Source organism: Helicobacter pylori, from assembly GCF_003638305.1.
Lineage (GTDB): Bacteria > Campylobacterota > Campylobacteria > Campylobacterales > Helicobacteraceae > Helicobacter > Helicobacter pylori_DJ.
Window position 1 is genome coordinate 47291 of sequence record NZ_MVYP01000009.1, and the last position, 13994, is coordinate 61284.

Sequence of the window (13994 nt, forward strand, 5' to 3'; positions counted from 1 at the left end):
TGGTTTCAAACCTATTACAGAGCGAGATGGAATTAACCCTACCATTTATGATTGGTTTAATCTCTGTATAAAGTCATATCGGCCAAAACTCAAAATAGTTTAGCATAAAAATAAAAAAGCGTCTAATATATTCAAAATAGGCGTTCAATTTTTAAGCGGTTGGTGTAAAAACGCAATTAAAGGCTTTGATGCTTGAAACTTAACGCTCTGAAACGCTTGAAAAATGCTAAAAACCAATTATTTACTTTAATCCTTTAATTTGTGAATAAACAAAACATCTACTTATCTTTCTTGTGATCTTTTGCTGATCTGTAACAACGCTTTTAATAGGGTTGTGGTATAAATATTCTTATCAAGGTGTGTCAAACATGCCTGAATCTCCATTTTATGAAAGGATTTGTTATGAGTGGATTAAAAGCATTTAGTTGTGTAGTGGTTTTGTGCGGTGCAATGGCTAATACGGCTGTAGCTAGTCCTAAAATAGAGGCAAGGGGTGAATTAGGCAGATTTTTAGGAGGAGCTGTTGGGGGTGCAGTGGGTGGTGCAATGGGAGTAGCTGTCGGAGGTGCAGTGGGTGGAGCCGTTCTTGGTCCTGCTGGTAGCACTTGGGGTGGTCGCATTGGTGGAGCTTTTGGTGGTGGAGTAGGGAGAGAATTTGGTCGTGAAATAGGCGATAGGGTAGAAGATTATATCCGTGGCGTTGATAGAGAACCACAAACCCCAAGAGAACCCACCTATGATCGTCATTTTGTGTATGATAGGTAGTTTTGGGTGAGGAAGGAGTAAGCATGAATATCAAAGAGCGTTTGAGCATCTCCGAATATCGATGGGCAGTGGCTCTAGTCTATACGATATGTATCTCCATAAACGCTAGGATTTTTTATGACATAGATGGTTCAGCTAGCGATTCGATTTTTGACCCTAAAAATAGCTATTATATGTGGCTAGTGGGTCTAATAGCGGCTTTATTATCTAATCTCTTGTTTGACCCTCGAGATAGGTCGGCAGGTTATTTCATTGTTGAAACTTGGCAAGGGTTCCCCAAGTTTTTGAAGGCTATTTTTAAGGCTAGGTTTTTTAGGTTTTTTGGCGCGTTTTATAACGCTGTGTTAGGAGCAAGACTAAGGGATTTTTATTTGATGCTTTTAACGATGCCCTTTATTGCCGCTATCCATGAGGTTTCGGCGTATTGCGGGCATCCTAGCAACTTCCTTGTAGAGGGTTTGGTCATTCTTGGCTTTCTTGTGTGTTTTGGGATTTGTTCTAGGCTTTGCGCTAAATTAGGGTGGTGATTCAACTCAAATGGCATTAAATGGAGGGGGGAGTAAAAAAATTAAAGAAACTTTAAAGCGCATTCTCACTGATTTGTGTTACAATAAGGAGCATTTAAGGGGTGCTTTTTAAAACGCTCAAGTTTTTAAAAGGCTGAGATCAAACCCGTAGAACTTGTCAAGGTAATTCTTGCGTAAGGAAATAGCATGTTAATAACCACCCAACTATCCAAACGATTTTACGCCACACTCATTCTCGCTTGCGTGTTTTTAACCATCACTAACATCCTTGTCAAAGGCTCGTTTATCAACCTACTAGCAGGGCTTAGTGGGGTTTTGTATGCGTTTTTTGCCGGAGAAAGGCAAACGATTTGCTTTATATTTGGTCTTATTTATAATTTGAGTTACGCTTATGTCGCTTATCAGTGGAAATTAAACGCTGATGTGATTTTATGCCTTTTTTTGTATATGCCGGTAACGATTTATGGGCTGTTCGCATGGAAAAAGACAGAGCAGCATGAGGGCGTTATCAAGGCTCAAAAACTTCCCAAAAATTGGCGTTTTATACTCATTTTAGGCATAGGGGTTTTAACTTATGTGAGCGCTTTGTTTTTTAAAGAGATTAAAACGAATTTTTTATGGGCAGAGAGTTTTAATTTCGTCATCTTTATCATCGCTTTTATTTTACAGGTTTTGCGCTATATAGAAAATTATGCGCTAGTAACTTTGGGGAATATCGTGTCCATTATCGTGTGGTTTTGTATTTTTCAAATTTCAACAGAGAGTTTGGTGCAACTCTTCACAACGATCCTATACCTTTTTATTGGCTTGTATTATTTTAACCGCTGGAATCAGTCATGCAAGCAGTGATTTTAGCGAATGGGGAGTTTCCTAAATCCCAAAAATGCTTAGACCTTTTACAAAACGCTCCCTTTTTAATCGCATGCGATGGGGCTGTTATATCATTGCATGCGCTTCAATTCAAACCCAGCGTTGTTATAGGCGATCTAGATAGCATTGATTCGCATTTGAAAGCCTTGTATAACCCTATACGCGTGAGCGAACAAGACAGCAACGATTTGTCCAAAGCCTTTTTTTATGCTTTGAATAAAGGCTGTGATGACTTTATTTTTTTAGGGTTGAATGGCAAGCGAGAAGATCACGCCCTAGCGAACACTTTTTTGTTGTTGGAGTATTTTAAATTTTGCCAAAAAATCCAAGCCATAAGCGACTATGGTCTTTTTAGGGTGTTAGAAACCCCTTTTACCTTGCCCAGTTTTAAAGGGGAGCAAATCTCGCTTTTTAGCCTAGATCTTAAAGCCCAATTCACTTCCAAAAACCTCAAATACCCCTTAAAAAACTTGCGTTTAAAAACGCTCTTTTCTGGTTCGCTCAATGAAGCTACAGATAGTTTTTTTAGCCTTAGCTCTACACCTAAATCGGTAGTGCTGGTGTATCAAAAATTCTTATGAGTGGGTTTAATTCTTATAAGTCTTTACGCCTACAACCACTGCCACTGTAATAAAAATTACGATAAGCAAAACAATGGAGACCGTATATTCTTTTGAGTTAGTTTTATTGAAATTTTGATTGCTGTTTGCAATATCTTTTACAAAACGATAGAGAGAGTGTAATAAAATGAGAGTGAAAAACGATGCGAACATGAATAAGCATAAGGCAATTAAACCATCTAGCCCTTTCTTATCAAAAATAGCCAAATTAATTTTAAGCCCACTATCAAACGCCATAAAGATAGCAGCAAAGATCCCAAGAATAGCAACAAAATCTCTTTTTGTGTTGTCAATTTACCCCCTTTATGGTGCTGGTTTGGTTTGTTATGCTATTAATTTCTTCTTTAAGGCTTTTAGGCTTTGTTGCGTCAAAAAATTAAAGATCACAGCTTAACAACCATCAGGCTTTTTATTGCATGCGCATTATTATGGCGTTAGCGCAGAAAATACCGCCATAAGCCTGACAACAATATAAAAGTAGCCTTGCAGTGTGGTTGATAGCGGCTTAAAATCGCAGAACTATTGACTGTTTAGCCCTTTTCATCTTCGGGTTCTATATCTATTGTGTCATTGTCATTAGGTAATTGTCGCATGTTTTCCAACCGGTGTTCCAATTCTCTCAATCTTTCTATAGCTTGCTTTTCTTCTTCTCGAGCTTGCTTTTCTTCTTCCATAGCTTGAATTTCTTTATCTCGAGCTTTAATAATTGTTTTTTGGGCATGAATTCTCTTATCTTTTGCATTATTTATCTTATCTTTTACATGAATCACTGATTTTATTTCTTCTCTTATAATCTCTAAAATAGGTTGCTCATTAGCTCTTTTGCTTGCTTTTGCAAGATCTCCATGTTTGTTTTTCATTTCGTGAGTGAGATGAGAAGCGTTTTTATTTTTGCCATTTGTATTCATAAAAATCCTTTACGATTGATTTAAAACTTTTCATTATAATAGGCTTAGGCTTAGCTTAAATAGTGCAAAAAATTTGAGATCTTATGATTTTATGTGTGGTTTTAAAGCGACTTGTTTAATTGATTTATATTTTTAAGAGTAAGGGATATGAAATGAGATTATCCCAAGCTCTATTTTAAAGTTTTTCTAATAACCCAAGCAACGCCCTTTTATATTCTAACGCTGTTGTTTCATCTTTGCCCTCAAAGCGACTGACTAAATAGGGGGTGGTGTTGCTTGCGCGAATAAGCCCAAAACCATGTTCAAAAACCACCCTCACGCCATCAATGCTGATGATTTCTTTGATTTTGGGGAAATGGCTTGGCGGGTTTTTAAGCGTTTCTTGTAAGTTATGAATGATTTCAAATTTTTCTTCTTCGCTCACGGCGATTTTTTCTTCAGGCGTGGTGTAGGAATAGGGGAGGTTTTTAATAATGTTTTCCAAATCGCTTGGACTTTGTTCAAGCAACAATTCTAAAGCCCTTAAGCATGCGTAAAGAGCGTCATCATAGCCAAAATAGCGCTCTTTAAAAAAGATATGCCCGCTCATTTCAGCCGCAAAATGCGCATGGGTTTCTTTGAGCTTGATTTTTAAATTGCTATGCCCGGTTTTATACATGAGCGTTTTACCAAAAGTATTAATCGTGTTATACATCACTTGAGAGCATTTGACTTCACCGATCACAAAGGGGGTGATGCCTTGAGCATGCAAGCGTTTAGCGAATAAAATCGCTAATTCATCGCCCGCATAGATATGATGAGAGCTTAACATCGCAATCCTATCCGCATCGCCATCAAAAGCAAAGCCTATTAAAATAGCGTTTTCTTGCATGTGTTTTTCTAAATCTTTTAAGTTTTTCGCTTCGCTAGGGTCTGGGTGGTGGTTAGGGAAATTCCCATCAGGATCGCTATAAAGGCTGCTAAAATCAATGTTTAAAGCCTTTAAAATCGGCTCTAATCCTAACGCTCCCACGCCATTACCAAAATCCAGGGCGATTTTGTATTTAAGATTTTTCAAATGCTTAAAATCCTTGATCAAATAGCGCTGATACGCTTCTAGGGCATTGACTTTCTTTGGTGTTTCTTTTAGGGGTTTTATTTCATGCTTGGCGTTTAAAAGCGTGTCTTTTAAAGCCTGAATGTCCTTGCCATAAAACGGGTTTTGGTTGAGCGTGATTTTAAAGCCGTTGTATTCTTTGGGGTTGTGAGAGCCAGTGATCATGATGGAATTAGGGCATTGAATGCCATTGATTTCATTAAAGGTTGCAAAATACGCTACCGGTGTGGGGATTAGCCCTAAATCATACACTTTCAAGCCGCTTGATTGCAGCCCCGCGCTCAAAGCTTCAAACAAAAAACGCCCATGCACCCTTGCGTCATGCCCTACAAACACGCTTTTATCGTATTCTCGCATGATTTTCCCCAACTCCACACCGATACTAAAAGCCGTATTTTCATCTAAAGTGGTGGGGTAAATGCCTCTAATATCGTATTCTCTAAAAATGCTAATGTCCATTCATGACTCCTTGTTTTTGAATAAATTTAAACCCTGTTCGCATAAATTTTGCCATGCGTTTGTTTGATCTTTTTGCTTTAATTGAACGCATTTTTCTAAACTGGCTTTAGATTTTGCTTTTTGATTGGTTAAATCCAATAAGCTGGATTGCAAGTATAAGGCTTTTTGGTGATCTTCTAAAGAAAGCCTGCGGTTTAAAAGCTTGTCTAGCGCCTCTAACGCTTTTAAGTAGTCTTTAGTAACCCTGTAAGCGTCAATAAGGGCGAATTCGCCAAAGGGCGTGTAAGAATAATCCTTATAAGCGTCTTGGAGTTTGAGTAAGCTTGTGGCATAAATTTTAACGCTTTTAGGGTCTTTTTCATTCTCTAATAATTTAAAATAAACCAACGCCATGCGTTTATCGTCTTTGAAATGTTTTTCTAAAAACGCATACAAATTGAGGGCCAATCCTTTTTCATTACTTTGCATGTAATCTGAAAATAAAACAAAAGCAATATCATAAAATTCTTTTTTGTTTAAACTTTGAGCGAGAATCAAGGCGTCTTTAGAAGCCAGAGTGGAATTTTTAAAATCCCCTAAGCGGTAGTAATTACGCCCCAAACGATAAAGCCATATTAATTTCTCGCTAGGGGTTTTAGCTGTTTTTAAAGCGTTTAGGGCAATAATTTGCGCTTTTTCTTTGAGCGATGCGAAATACAAGCAATCAAAGGCTTGGATTTCTTCTTTGGGGTTAAATTCAAAGGCGGTGATTTGGGATAAGTATTTTAAGGCTTCTTCGCAACGATTGTTCTCTAATGGGGTTTTAGCAAGGACATTGAGCGTTTTTTGGATCAAAGGAGAATCTTTAGGCAAATTTTTTTGCATGCTTAACACTTCAGCATAACGCTTATTTTCAAACAAGAGTTGGGCTTTCAACTCTAAAGCTTTTTGGGCTTCATTAGAATTAGGGAAATTTTGAATGATTTTATCGTAGTGGGCGATTTTTTCTTGCGTGTTCCCTTCCATGGAAAAAAGGGCTTTTTCATCGCGCGCTCTAACGACAGAGGCTTTATCCAATTCCGCATGGTCTTGCAAATATTGCAGGTTGTAAAGGTGGGCGTTTTTAAAATCCTTGATCCTTGCATACAACGCCCCTAAATCATAGAGCGCTTGCTCTTTAGCTTTCAAGTCATCATCTTGATTGAGGAGCAAGTGAGCGATCTCAATCGCGCTTTCATTCATTTGGTTTTTTTTCAATAACTTGAGCAATTCTAGGGCTAATTCGCTATGCATAGAAATATAATCAGGGTTGGATTGGACCACCTTATCAATAAGATACTTAGCGTTATTAAAGTTTTGATAGTTTATCTCTGCTTCAGCCCAATTAAGGGCGATTTCACTCGCGCTCTCTTTGTCTTTGGCGTTAGAAAAAGCTTCTTTAAAAAGCATGTTAGCGTTGCTCAAATTAGAAGCGTTAGCCGCTTCAATGGCTAAACGCATTTGGGCTAAGGGAGCGTAGCGGGAGTTTTTGTATTCTAAAAGAATGCGTTTGTAATAGCGCATGGCCTGTTTGTAATTGTTGTTTTCATCTAAAGCTTTGGCGACATAGTATAGCGCTTCAGGGATATTGGGATCAGTCGGGTAATTTTTAATCCACTTGGTGCCAATATCTATGAGTAAGGATTTTTTAATGCCTAATTGGCCCAATGCGATAATTTCTAATAAATACAGATCTTTTTTAAACATCGTTTGAGGGTAGTTTTTAAACGCACGGCTGATCGTGCGTAAAGCGTCAAAATAGGCTTGCGAATCCATTTGTTTTTTAGCCTCTAAATAAGCGTTTAAATCATAGCCCTTTGTGGTGAGTAGGGGTTTGTTATTCACATCTAGTTCTTGAATGATAGGGGTTTGAGCGTCTTTAATGATAATGGGGAAATTCAAGCCTTTTTGAGCGTTGTCTTTTTCGCTCAAAAAAGGGATTTTTTGATCATAGCCTATGATTTGCCACATTTTAGCTTTAGCGTCGTTTTCCACAAAAAGGGGAATCGCTTTTTTATAATCCCTATCAAAAGAAAAAAGGGTGAGTCTTCGCATCACTTTGGGTTTGATGTGTAAAATGAATTGTTGCTGGCGCATGGAATAGGTGATATTGAAAAAAGCGTTTTCTAAAGGGGTAAAGCCCTCTTTAGGAATAGAATCTATCACGCATTCTATGGGGCGTTTAGCGTGTATAATGGATAAAGACGCTTCAATCCCGCTTGGCGGTTTTTCATTGGTATAAAAACAAGAAAACGCCTTATTGTGTCGTAAGGTTAAAACCGAAAAATCTTCCCCCCCTTCTTTGCCTTGCGTGAGCGTGAGGCTTAAGGCGTTGAGCGAATGGGAGAGCAAACCCATTAAAAGAAAGATTTTTGACTTAAGCCACAAACTCTAAAAGCCCTCGCATCATAAAAACAGAGAACAAGCACGCTAACGCCATGGCAATAATGACCGCATAAATGGGCATGGTGGCGTTTTGGGTGTAAATATCGTTTTGAGCGTAGCTTTGGGTTTGTAAGGGCTTATTGAAAAACATCGCCACGAGCCAACGGAAATAATAAAACGCAGCCACCGCACTATTAACTAACATCACCACCGCTAAAAGAGTATGATTACTCTCTAACGCGCTTTCAACGGCTAAAAATTTCCCCCAAAACACGCTAAAAGGCGGGATCCCTGCAAGCCCAAAAACAAAAATAGCGCCCAAGATCGCCACTAAGGGGTGGGTTTTGATAAGGCCGTTGAATTTGGAATAAGGGTGATCGTAGCGTTCATCCCATGTTTTTTCCCGGCTTTTTAAGAGCCATAAAAGGCCAAAAGCCCCAATGTAAGTGAAGGCGAACATGAACCAATAAACAAACATCGCTTGTTGGCTGTCTTCAGTGTGGATAAACACGCATGCTAAAGCGAACCCAGAATGCGAAATGGAGCTATAAGCGAGCATTCTTTTGACATCTTCTTGCCATAAAGCAATGAAATTGGGGATGGTGATAGTCATAAGAATCAAAACATAAAAAATGTCTTCTACCCAAGCGGTATGAGTGTCTATAAACGCCCCAAAAAGGCGAGTCGCTACCACAAAGCCAGCGATTTTAGGCACAATGGAAATATAGCTCGCAAAGACCGGGTTATTGCCCTCATACACATCAGGCATCCAGGTATGGAAAGGCACTAAAGAAACCTTAAAGCCAATCGCTCCAATCAAAAAAATAGCACCCATCGCAAAGAGCATGGGGTTTGTAACGCCCTCAGTGTGTAAGTATAGGCTAATGACTTCAAGATTCAAGCTCCCTGTAAGCAAGTAAAAAGCCATCGCGCCCATAGCAAAAAACGCGCTCGCCATCGCCCCCATAGTGAAATACTTGATTCCTGCTTCCAAGCCGTAGCGTTTATCGCTCAACGCCATTAACACGCAAAGGGGTAAGGACGCTGTCTCTAGCCCAATAAGGATTAATAATAAATGGTTGCTTGAAACCATGAACTGAAAGCCAGCAACAATAAACAAGTATAAGGAATAAAATTCAGCGGTTTGAAATTCGTTGAAGCGCTCTTTTGAAAGGGCTAAGAAAATGAGCAAAAAGGCTGAAATCAAGACAATGCTTTGAGAGACTAATGAGAGCGTATCCAAGCTCAAAAACCCAAAAAAGGCGTTTTCTTGCTCTTCTAACCCTAAAACCACCAAAAAATCCAAAACCAAAAAGAGCATGCATAAAAACACATTCAAATTGCGTGAAAACCTGGAAGTGAAAGCGTTGATTAAGAGCGTGAAAATCCCCCCACACACCAACACCAGCATGGGTAAAATGCTCTCAAAATTAAAGCTATCAAAAGAGATGTGGAGATTATCTATTAACATAAGAGACCTCTTTTATCTTAGTGTCCAATGAACCTAAAAAAGGGAGCGAGCGGATTTCTATCACCTCTAAAAGCTGCTTAGAGCCTTGCTCAATCGGTTTTAAAAGGATTTTAGGATAAATCCCTAAAATTAAGATCAAAGCTAAAATCACGCTTAAAACCCCTACCTCACGAGCGTTCAAATCTTCAAACACGCTGATTTGATTGTTCCCGGCTTTCAAATTACCAAAGAAAACATCTTTATATGAAGTGAGCATGTAAACCGCTGACAGGATGATGCTTGTCCCGGCAATGATAGCCAAAAGAGGGTAAGTGGCAAAAAACCCTAACAAGCTTAAAAACTCTCCCACAAAACCAATGCTTAAAGGCATGCCCACATTCGCCATTAGAACGATCATAAAAAAGGCTGCAAAAACAGGAGCGCTTTTAGCGATCGATCCAAAGCGAGCGATTTCTAAACTGCTGGTGCGCTCTTCCAAGATACCAGCGAGCAAAAACAATCCCATGACGATAATACCATGCGCAAACATCATAAACACCGCCCCTGAAACCCCCTCAATATTGAAAGAAAAAACCCCAAGCACCACGACTCCCATGTGCGAGAACGAGCTATAAGCGATGAGGGTTTTTAAATCCTTTTGAGCGTAGGCTAGAAAACCTCCATAAATGATCATGCACAGCGCCACAATGGCTATAGGGGTTAGATAAATCTCTGAAAGTTCAGGAAAAAGCGGGAGCAAGAAGCGTAATAAGGCGTAAGTCCCCATTTTAGAAAGCAAGGCCGAAAGCATGACAGAGCCTAAAGTAGGAGCGTTAGAATACGCATAAGGCAGCCATGTGTGTAAGGGAAAGAGCGGGATTTTAACCGCAATCCCTATTAAGAAAGCCACAAAGAGCCAGGTTTTAATCTCGCTAGAAAAGTTCAATTGATACCAGTCTAAAACATCAAAACTCATCATGCCGTAATTGCTAGCGTAGTAATACCCAATGTATAAAATGCCTAAAAGCATGCACAACGACGCTAAAAAGGTGTAGAGGAAAAACTTCATGCCGGAATAGATTTTGTTATTACGGCCAAAACGACCGATGAGGTATAAAACCGGCAAGAGCGAGATTTCCCAAAAAGCGTAGAAAAAGATCACATTGAGAGAAGAAAACACGCCCATTAAAATCCCCTCTAGCAATAAAAGACAAATCGCAAAGTCTTTACGACGCTCTTTGACATAAATCACGGACAATAACACCACGATAGCGTTTAAGAGCAACAAAAAGAGTGCGATGCCATCAACGCCCACATGGTAATTCACGCCAATTTGATAGATTAATTCCTTTGTTTCTTCAAATTGCATGCCTGCTGTTTGAATATCAAACCCATGCCACAATAACAAGACTAATAACAATTCAATCAAAGCGATGACAATCGCATACGCCCTGCTCGCTTGATCGCTCATAAAGAACGCTAATAGCGCGCTCAGCATGGGGAAAAAGATCACCACACTTAAAAGATGCGCATGTAAAAACTGCATTTCTTATCTCCCAAAAAAAGCTACAAACGCTAATAAGATTAAAACCCCGGCCACCATGAAGCGCAACATGGAGGTTAAATTCCCATCTTGACTGATTCTAAACACACGCCCTATAACAAAAACGCTTCTTCCTATAGTGTCCACTATCGCATCAATGATCCTTAACTCCACGACCTGGTGCAAGAATGAAGCGACAGCGCTAAAAACTTTTGCAATCCCTTGATAGAGTTGCGGGATATAGTATTGGTTGAGCAAGAGCTTGTATAAAAAGCCCCCCTCTTTTTTAGAAGTGATACCATTTTTATATTTAAATATGGCATAGGCGATGCTCAATAACACCGCTATGGTGGTGATACTGATTAAAAGAGCGAGCGGGACGGGATACTCTCCAACGCTAGGGATCACTTGAGAAATGAAATGGAAAAACGGCTCTTCAAAAAACCCGGCAATGACCGCTAAAACCCCTAACGGCAGCATGCTTAAAAGCATGAAATTTTTAGCTTCATGGGGGTGGTTGATCTTGTGCTGTTTGGGCGCAAAAAACACCAGCATGATGAGTCTGAAGCTATAAAAAGCGGTAAAGATCGCCCCAACTAAAAGTATAAACCATAAAATGTGGTGGTGCATCCCAAAAGCCACTTCTAAAATTTTGTCTTTAGAAAAGTATCCTGCAAAAGGGTAAATCCCGCACAAAGCCACTGATCCTATAATCATAAAGATAGCTGTAACCCTCATGGGCTTGTATAAAGCACCCATTTTGGTAATATCCAAATTGTCTTCCATCGCATGCATGACATTGCCTGAGCCTAAGAAAAGGAGCGATTTGAAAAACGCATGCGTGAAGAGGTGGAAAAGCGCAATCGCATAAGCCCCAAGACCGGCCGCTACAAACATATAGCCTAATTGAGAAAGCGTGGAATAAGCCACAATGCGTTTTAAATCCTTATTGACTAAAGCCATGCTCGCTCCAAAAAGAGCCACAAACGCCCCTAAACATGCGATAAAATAGCCCACTTCAAACACCGCGCTATACAAAGGATTGGCTCTAATGACCAGATACACCCCAGCGGTTACCATCGTTGCTGCATGGATGAGAGCGGATACAGGGGTTGGCCCCTCCATAGCGTTGGCTAACCATGTGTGCATAGGGAATTGTGCGCTCTTGCCCATAGCGCCAATGAAAAGAAACACGCTGATGTAAAAGAGCATGGAATAATCGGCGTTATTGAGCATGCTAAAGACTTCTTTATACTGAAGGGTGCCAAAATTCCAAAAGATCAAAATAATCCCCATGAGCATGCCTAAATCCGTGATCCGATTCATCACAAAGGCTTCAATAGAAGCGTTGTTTGCACTTGTTTTATGATACCAAAAGCCAATGAGTAAGTAAGAGCATAGCCCTACCCCTTCCCAACCAATGAAAAGCCCTAAAAAATTATCGCTCAACACCAACACCAGCATGGAAAACACAAAGCCGCTGAGGTAGGAAAAATAGCGGTTAAACCCTGTATCATGCTCCATATAGCCTATGGAATACACATGCACTAAAAAAGAAACTAAAGTGACCACGACAATCATGACCGCATTGATATTATCCAGCATGAGGGAAAAGCCGACTTTAAAATTCCCCACCACGATCCAGTCAAATAAATATTTTTCATAGCTTTGATGATGCCATGCTTGAATGAAAAGAACCACCGCACCAATGAAAGAAACCAGCACGCACAAAGAATTGAAAACGCCCACATGCAACGCTTTAGCTTTAGCCCCAAAAAGCCCCGCATAAACCGCACCGATTAAGGGCAAAAACAACACCACTGACAGCAAAGAAGAATATTGCATGCTTAACCTTTCATAGCGTTTAAAGAATCAATGTCTAAGCTCTTGTATTTTTTAAACCACAAAATCACCAAGCCCAAACCAATAGCCACCTCACTAGCGGCAATAGCGATAATAAAGAGTGCGAACATCTGCCCGTCTAAATTGTGCGTGTATTTGGAGATCGCTATAAAACCGATATTGATCGCATTGAGCATGATTTCTGTAGAAAAAAAGAGCAACAGAATGTTTTTGCGTTTCAGCATGCCCGCTAAACCAATGCAAAAGAGCAACCCTGAAACAATCAAATAGTGGTTTAACCCTATCATAGAGATTCCTTTATAAATTGCGTGTGATTTTTCCCATGGATTTTTTGAATCCCTGTAGCGATGCCTCCAACCATAGCGACTAAAAGCATTAAAGCCGCTGCTTCAAAAGGGATGAGGTAATTAGTGAAAAGCACATAACCAATGGCTTTAATGTTGGGGATTTGTGCATCAATAGCGTTGGAATTGACTTGCTTAGAAAGGTTTTCGCCAATGCTAGGAGCGCTTAAAATCAAGGTGAGCAACAGCGCCACGCCAAATGAAAGCGTGCACAAGATTTTAGGGCTTTGTTTGCGTTCAATGACTTCTGCAGCGGAGTTGAAAAACATCATGCCAAACGCATACATCACAATGACCGCGCCCACATACACCGTGATTTGTACCACGCCCAAAAACTCAGCGTCTAGTAAAAAGAAAAAAGCAGAGATAAAAACCATGCTACTAGCGAGAGCGGTAATGGCATAGAGGATATTCGTGGTGGTGATCACCACTAACGCCATGCTCAAAGTAAGGATCGCAAAGAAATAAAAGGCAATGGTTTCAAACATTTTCATCTCCCTTATGGCTTTCTGGGCTTGTTGGAGACTCTTCTTTGGATTCTTCTTTTGAAGGCTCTTGGACATAATCTAAAGGGGTGGCTTGCATGCGTTCGTTATAATTAGGGCTTACCGCACCAAAGCCTAAAAACTCGGCATGCGAGCAGTTTTTAGCGTCTTGTTCGCTCGTTAGAAACTCGCTTTTAGAGCCGTATTGGGAGCGTTGGGTGCTAGCGTTTTCAAACCGATTCCCCATAACAATCGCTAATTCTGGGCAAACTTCCGCACACAACCCGCAATAAATGCAACGCCCCAAATTGATCGTGTAAGAATCGATCTTTTTGCGGTTGTCTTCGCCTTTATGCGTGATAATCCTTATGCAATTGCTCGTGCAAATCTTTTCGCACAGCCCACAGCCGATACACCTTTCAGAGCCTGAGTCTAAAAGCCGTTGCAGATTATGTACTGCGCGATAGCGTGGGCTTAAAGGGAGTTGCTCCATAGGGTAATGGATGGTTACGCTTGGGCTAAAAAATTCCTTGATCGTAAGCCCTAACCCTTTGAATAGATCCAAACCCAAGCTCGTTTTAACGGTGTCTTTAAATTGCTCGGTCGCGCTATGGACTTCGGCTCGTTTAGGAAGTTGCTTATATTCTTGTTTGGCCATAAA

14 protein-coding genes are annotated in these 13994 nt (G+C 40.1%); 5 read left to right on the forward strand and 9 right to left on the reverse strand.

Translation table 11 applies throughout. The features are described from left to right. The first annotated feature begins 402 nt into the window (after nt 1-402). The 5 genes from EAL04_RS05260 (at nt 403) to EAL04_RS07915 (ending at nt 3176) form a co-directional block, all read left to right on the forward strand. The gene (locus tag EAL04_RS05260; RefSeq protein ID WP_162982493.1) at nt 403-765 is read left to right on the forward strand and encodes a pantothenate kinase; all 363 of its coding nucleotides are present in this window, start codon (nt 403-405) and stop codon (nt 763-765) included. Nucleotides 766-788: 23 nt separating this feature from the next. Beyond that, nucleotides 789-1292 (forward strand): hypothetical protein, encoded by a 504-nt coding sequence (locus EAL04_RS05265; protein ID WP_120973771.1) that lies wholly within the window; start codon nt 789-791, stop codon nt 1290-1292. A gap of 186 nt (nt 1293-1478) precedes the next feature. Then, nucleotides 1479-2141, forward strand: coding sequence for a nicotinamide riboside transporter PnuC (gene pnuC / locus EAL04_RS05270; RefSeq protein WP_120973773.1), 663 nt, complete (start codon nt 1479-1481; stop codon nt 2139-2141). Further along, entirely contained in the window at nt 2129-2743 is a 615-nt protein-coding gene (locus tag EAL04_RS05275; RefSeq protein WP_120973775.1) for a thiamine diphosphokinase, read from the forward strand. The genes pnuC and EAL04_RS05275 overlap by 13 nt, the downstream gene beginning before the upstream one ends. 190 nt (nt 2744-2933) lie before the next feature. Then, the gene (locus tag EAL04_RS07915) at nt 2934-3176 is read left to right on the forward strand and encodes a hypothetical protein (RefSeq protein WP_162982494.1); all 243 of its coding nucleotides are present in this window, start codon (nt 2934-2936) and stop codon (nt 3174-3176) included. A gap of 136 nt (nt 3177-3312) precedes the next feature. Here EAL04_RS07915 and EAL04_RS05285 read toward each other — a convergent pair whose 3' ends face one another. The 9 genes from EAL04_RS05285 to nuoI all read right to left on the reverse strand — a co-directional run bounded on the left by EAL04_RS05285 (nt 3313) and on the right by nuoI (nt 13991). Then, complete coding sequence (locus tag EAL04_RS05285; RefSeq protein WP_108394952.1) at nt 3313-3690, reverse strand: hypothetical protein; 378 nt, start codon at nt 3688-3690, stop codon at nt 3313-3315. A 175-nt stretch (nt 3691-3865) separates the two neighbouring features. After that, on the reverse strand, nt 3866-5245 hold the full coding sequence (locus EAL04_RS05290; RefSeq protein ID WP_120973777.1) for a phosphomannomutase/phosphoglucomutase: 1380 nt from the start codon (nt 5243-5245) through the stop codon (nt 3866-3868). Continuing rightward, nucleotides 5246-7651: a DUF7494 domain-containing protein gene (locus EAL04_RS05295; RefSeq protein ID WP_120973778.1), complete on the reverse strand. Its 2406-nt coding sequence runs from the start codon at nt 7649-7651 to the stop codon at nt 5246-5248. Then, nucleotides 7641-9119, reverse strand: coding sequence for an NADH-quinone oxidoreductase subunit NuoN (nuoN, locus tag EAL04_RS05300; protein WP_120973779.1), 1479 nt, complete (start codon nt 9117-9119; stop codon nt 7641-7643). The genes EAL04_RS05295 and nuoN overlap by 11 nt, the downstream gene beginning before the upstream one ends. Then, nucleotides 9106-10644 (reverse strand): NADH-quinone oxidoreductase subunit M, encoded by a 1539-nt coding sequence (locus EAL04_RS05305; protein WP_120973780.1) that lies wholly within the window; start codon nt 10642-10644, stop codon nt 9106-9108. The genes nuoN and EAL04_RS05305 overlap by 14 nt, the downstream gene beginning before the upstream one ends. Nucleotides 10645-10647: 3 nt before the next feature. After that, the gene (nuoL, locus tag EAL04_RS05310; protein ID WP_120973782.1) at nt 10648-12486 is read right to left on the reverse strand and encodes an NADH-quinone oxidoreductase subunit L; all 1839 of its coding nucleotides are present in this window, start codon (nt 12484-12486) and stop codon (nt 10648-10650) included. Between the two features lie 2 nt (nt 12487-12488). After that, nucleotides 12489-12791, reverse strand: a complete 303-nt coding sequence (gene nuoK / locus EAL04_RS05315) for an NADH-quinone oxidoreductase subunit NuoK (RefSeq protein ID WP_000579754.1) — start codon at nt 12789-12791, stop codon at nt 12489-12491. Then, nucleotides 12788-13336: an NADH-quinone oxidoreductase subunit J gene (locus EAL04_RS05320; RefSeq protein ID WP_000464184.1), complete on the reverse strand. Its 549-nt coding sequence runs from the start codon at nt 13334-13336 to the stop codon at nt 12788-12790. The genes nuoK and EAL04_RS05320 overlap by 4 nt, the downstream gene beginning before the upstream one ends. After that, the gene (gene nuoI / locus EAL04_RS05325; RefSeq protein WP_064783617.1) at nt 13329-13991 is read right to left on the reverse strand and encodes an NADH-quinone oxidoreductase subunit NuoI; all 663 of its coding nucleotides are present in this window, start codon (nt 13989-13991) and stop codon (nt 13329-13331) included. Before nuoI ends, EAL04_RS05320 begins: the two co-directional genes overlap by 8 nt. Nucleotides 13992-13994 lie beyond the last annotated feature (3 nt).

Excerpts from the sequence above, each read along its gene's own strand:
- EAL04_RS05260 (WP_162982493.1), top strand. The coding sequence starts at position 403 with ATGAGTGGATTAAAAGCATTTAGTTGTGTAGTGGTTTTGTGCGGTGCA.
- EAL04_RS05265 (WP_120973771.1), top strand. The coding sequence starts at position 789 with ATGAATATCAAAGAGCGTTTGAGCATCTCCGAATATCGATGGGCAGTG.
- pnuC (WP_120973773.1), top strand. The coding sequence starts at position 1,479 with ATGTTAATAACCACCCAACTATCCAAACGATTTTACGCCACACTCATT.
- EAL04_RS05275 (WP_120973775.1), top strand. The coding sequence starts at position 2,129 with ATGCAAGCAGTGATTTTAGCGAATGGGGAGTTTCCTAAATCCCAAAAA.
- EAL04_RS07915 (WP_162982494.1), top strand. The coding sequence starts at position 2,934 with ATGAATAAGCATAAGGCAATTAAACCATCTAGCCCTTTCTTATCAAAA.
- EAL04_RS05285 (WP_108394952.1), bottom strand. The coding sequence starts at position 3,690 with ATGAATACAAATGGCAAAAATAAAAACGCTTCTCATCTCACTCACGAA.
- EAL04_RS05290 (WP_120973777.1), bottom strand. The coding sequence starts at position 5,245 with ATGGACATTAGCATTTTTAGAGAATACGATATTAGAGGCATTTACCCC.
- nuoN (WP_120973779.1), bottom strand. The coding sequence starts at position 9,119 with ATGTTAATAGATAATCTCCACATCTCTTTTGATAGCTTTAATTTTGAG.
- EAL04_RS05305 (WP_120973780.1), bottom strand. The coding sequence starts at position 10,644 with ATGCAGTTTTTACATGCGCATCTTTTAAGTGTGGTGATCTTTTTCCCC.
- nuoL (WP_120973782.1), bottom strand. The coding sequence starts at position 12,486 with ATGCAATATTCTTCTTTGCTGTCAGTGGTGTTGTTTTTGCCCTTAATC.
- nuoK (WP_000579754.1), bottom strand. The coding sequence starts at position 12,791 with ATGATAGGGTTAAACCACTATTTGATTGTTTCAGGGTTGCTCTTTTGC.
- EAL04_RS05320 (WP_000464184.1), bottom strand. The coding sequence starts at position 13,336 with ATGTTTGAAACCATTGCCTTTTATTTCTTTGCGATCCTTACTTTGAGC.
- nuoI (WP_064783617.1), bottom strand. The coding sequence starts at position 13,991 with ATGGCCAAACAAGAATATAAGCAACTTCCTAAACGAGCCGAAGTCCAT.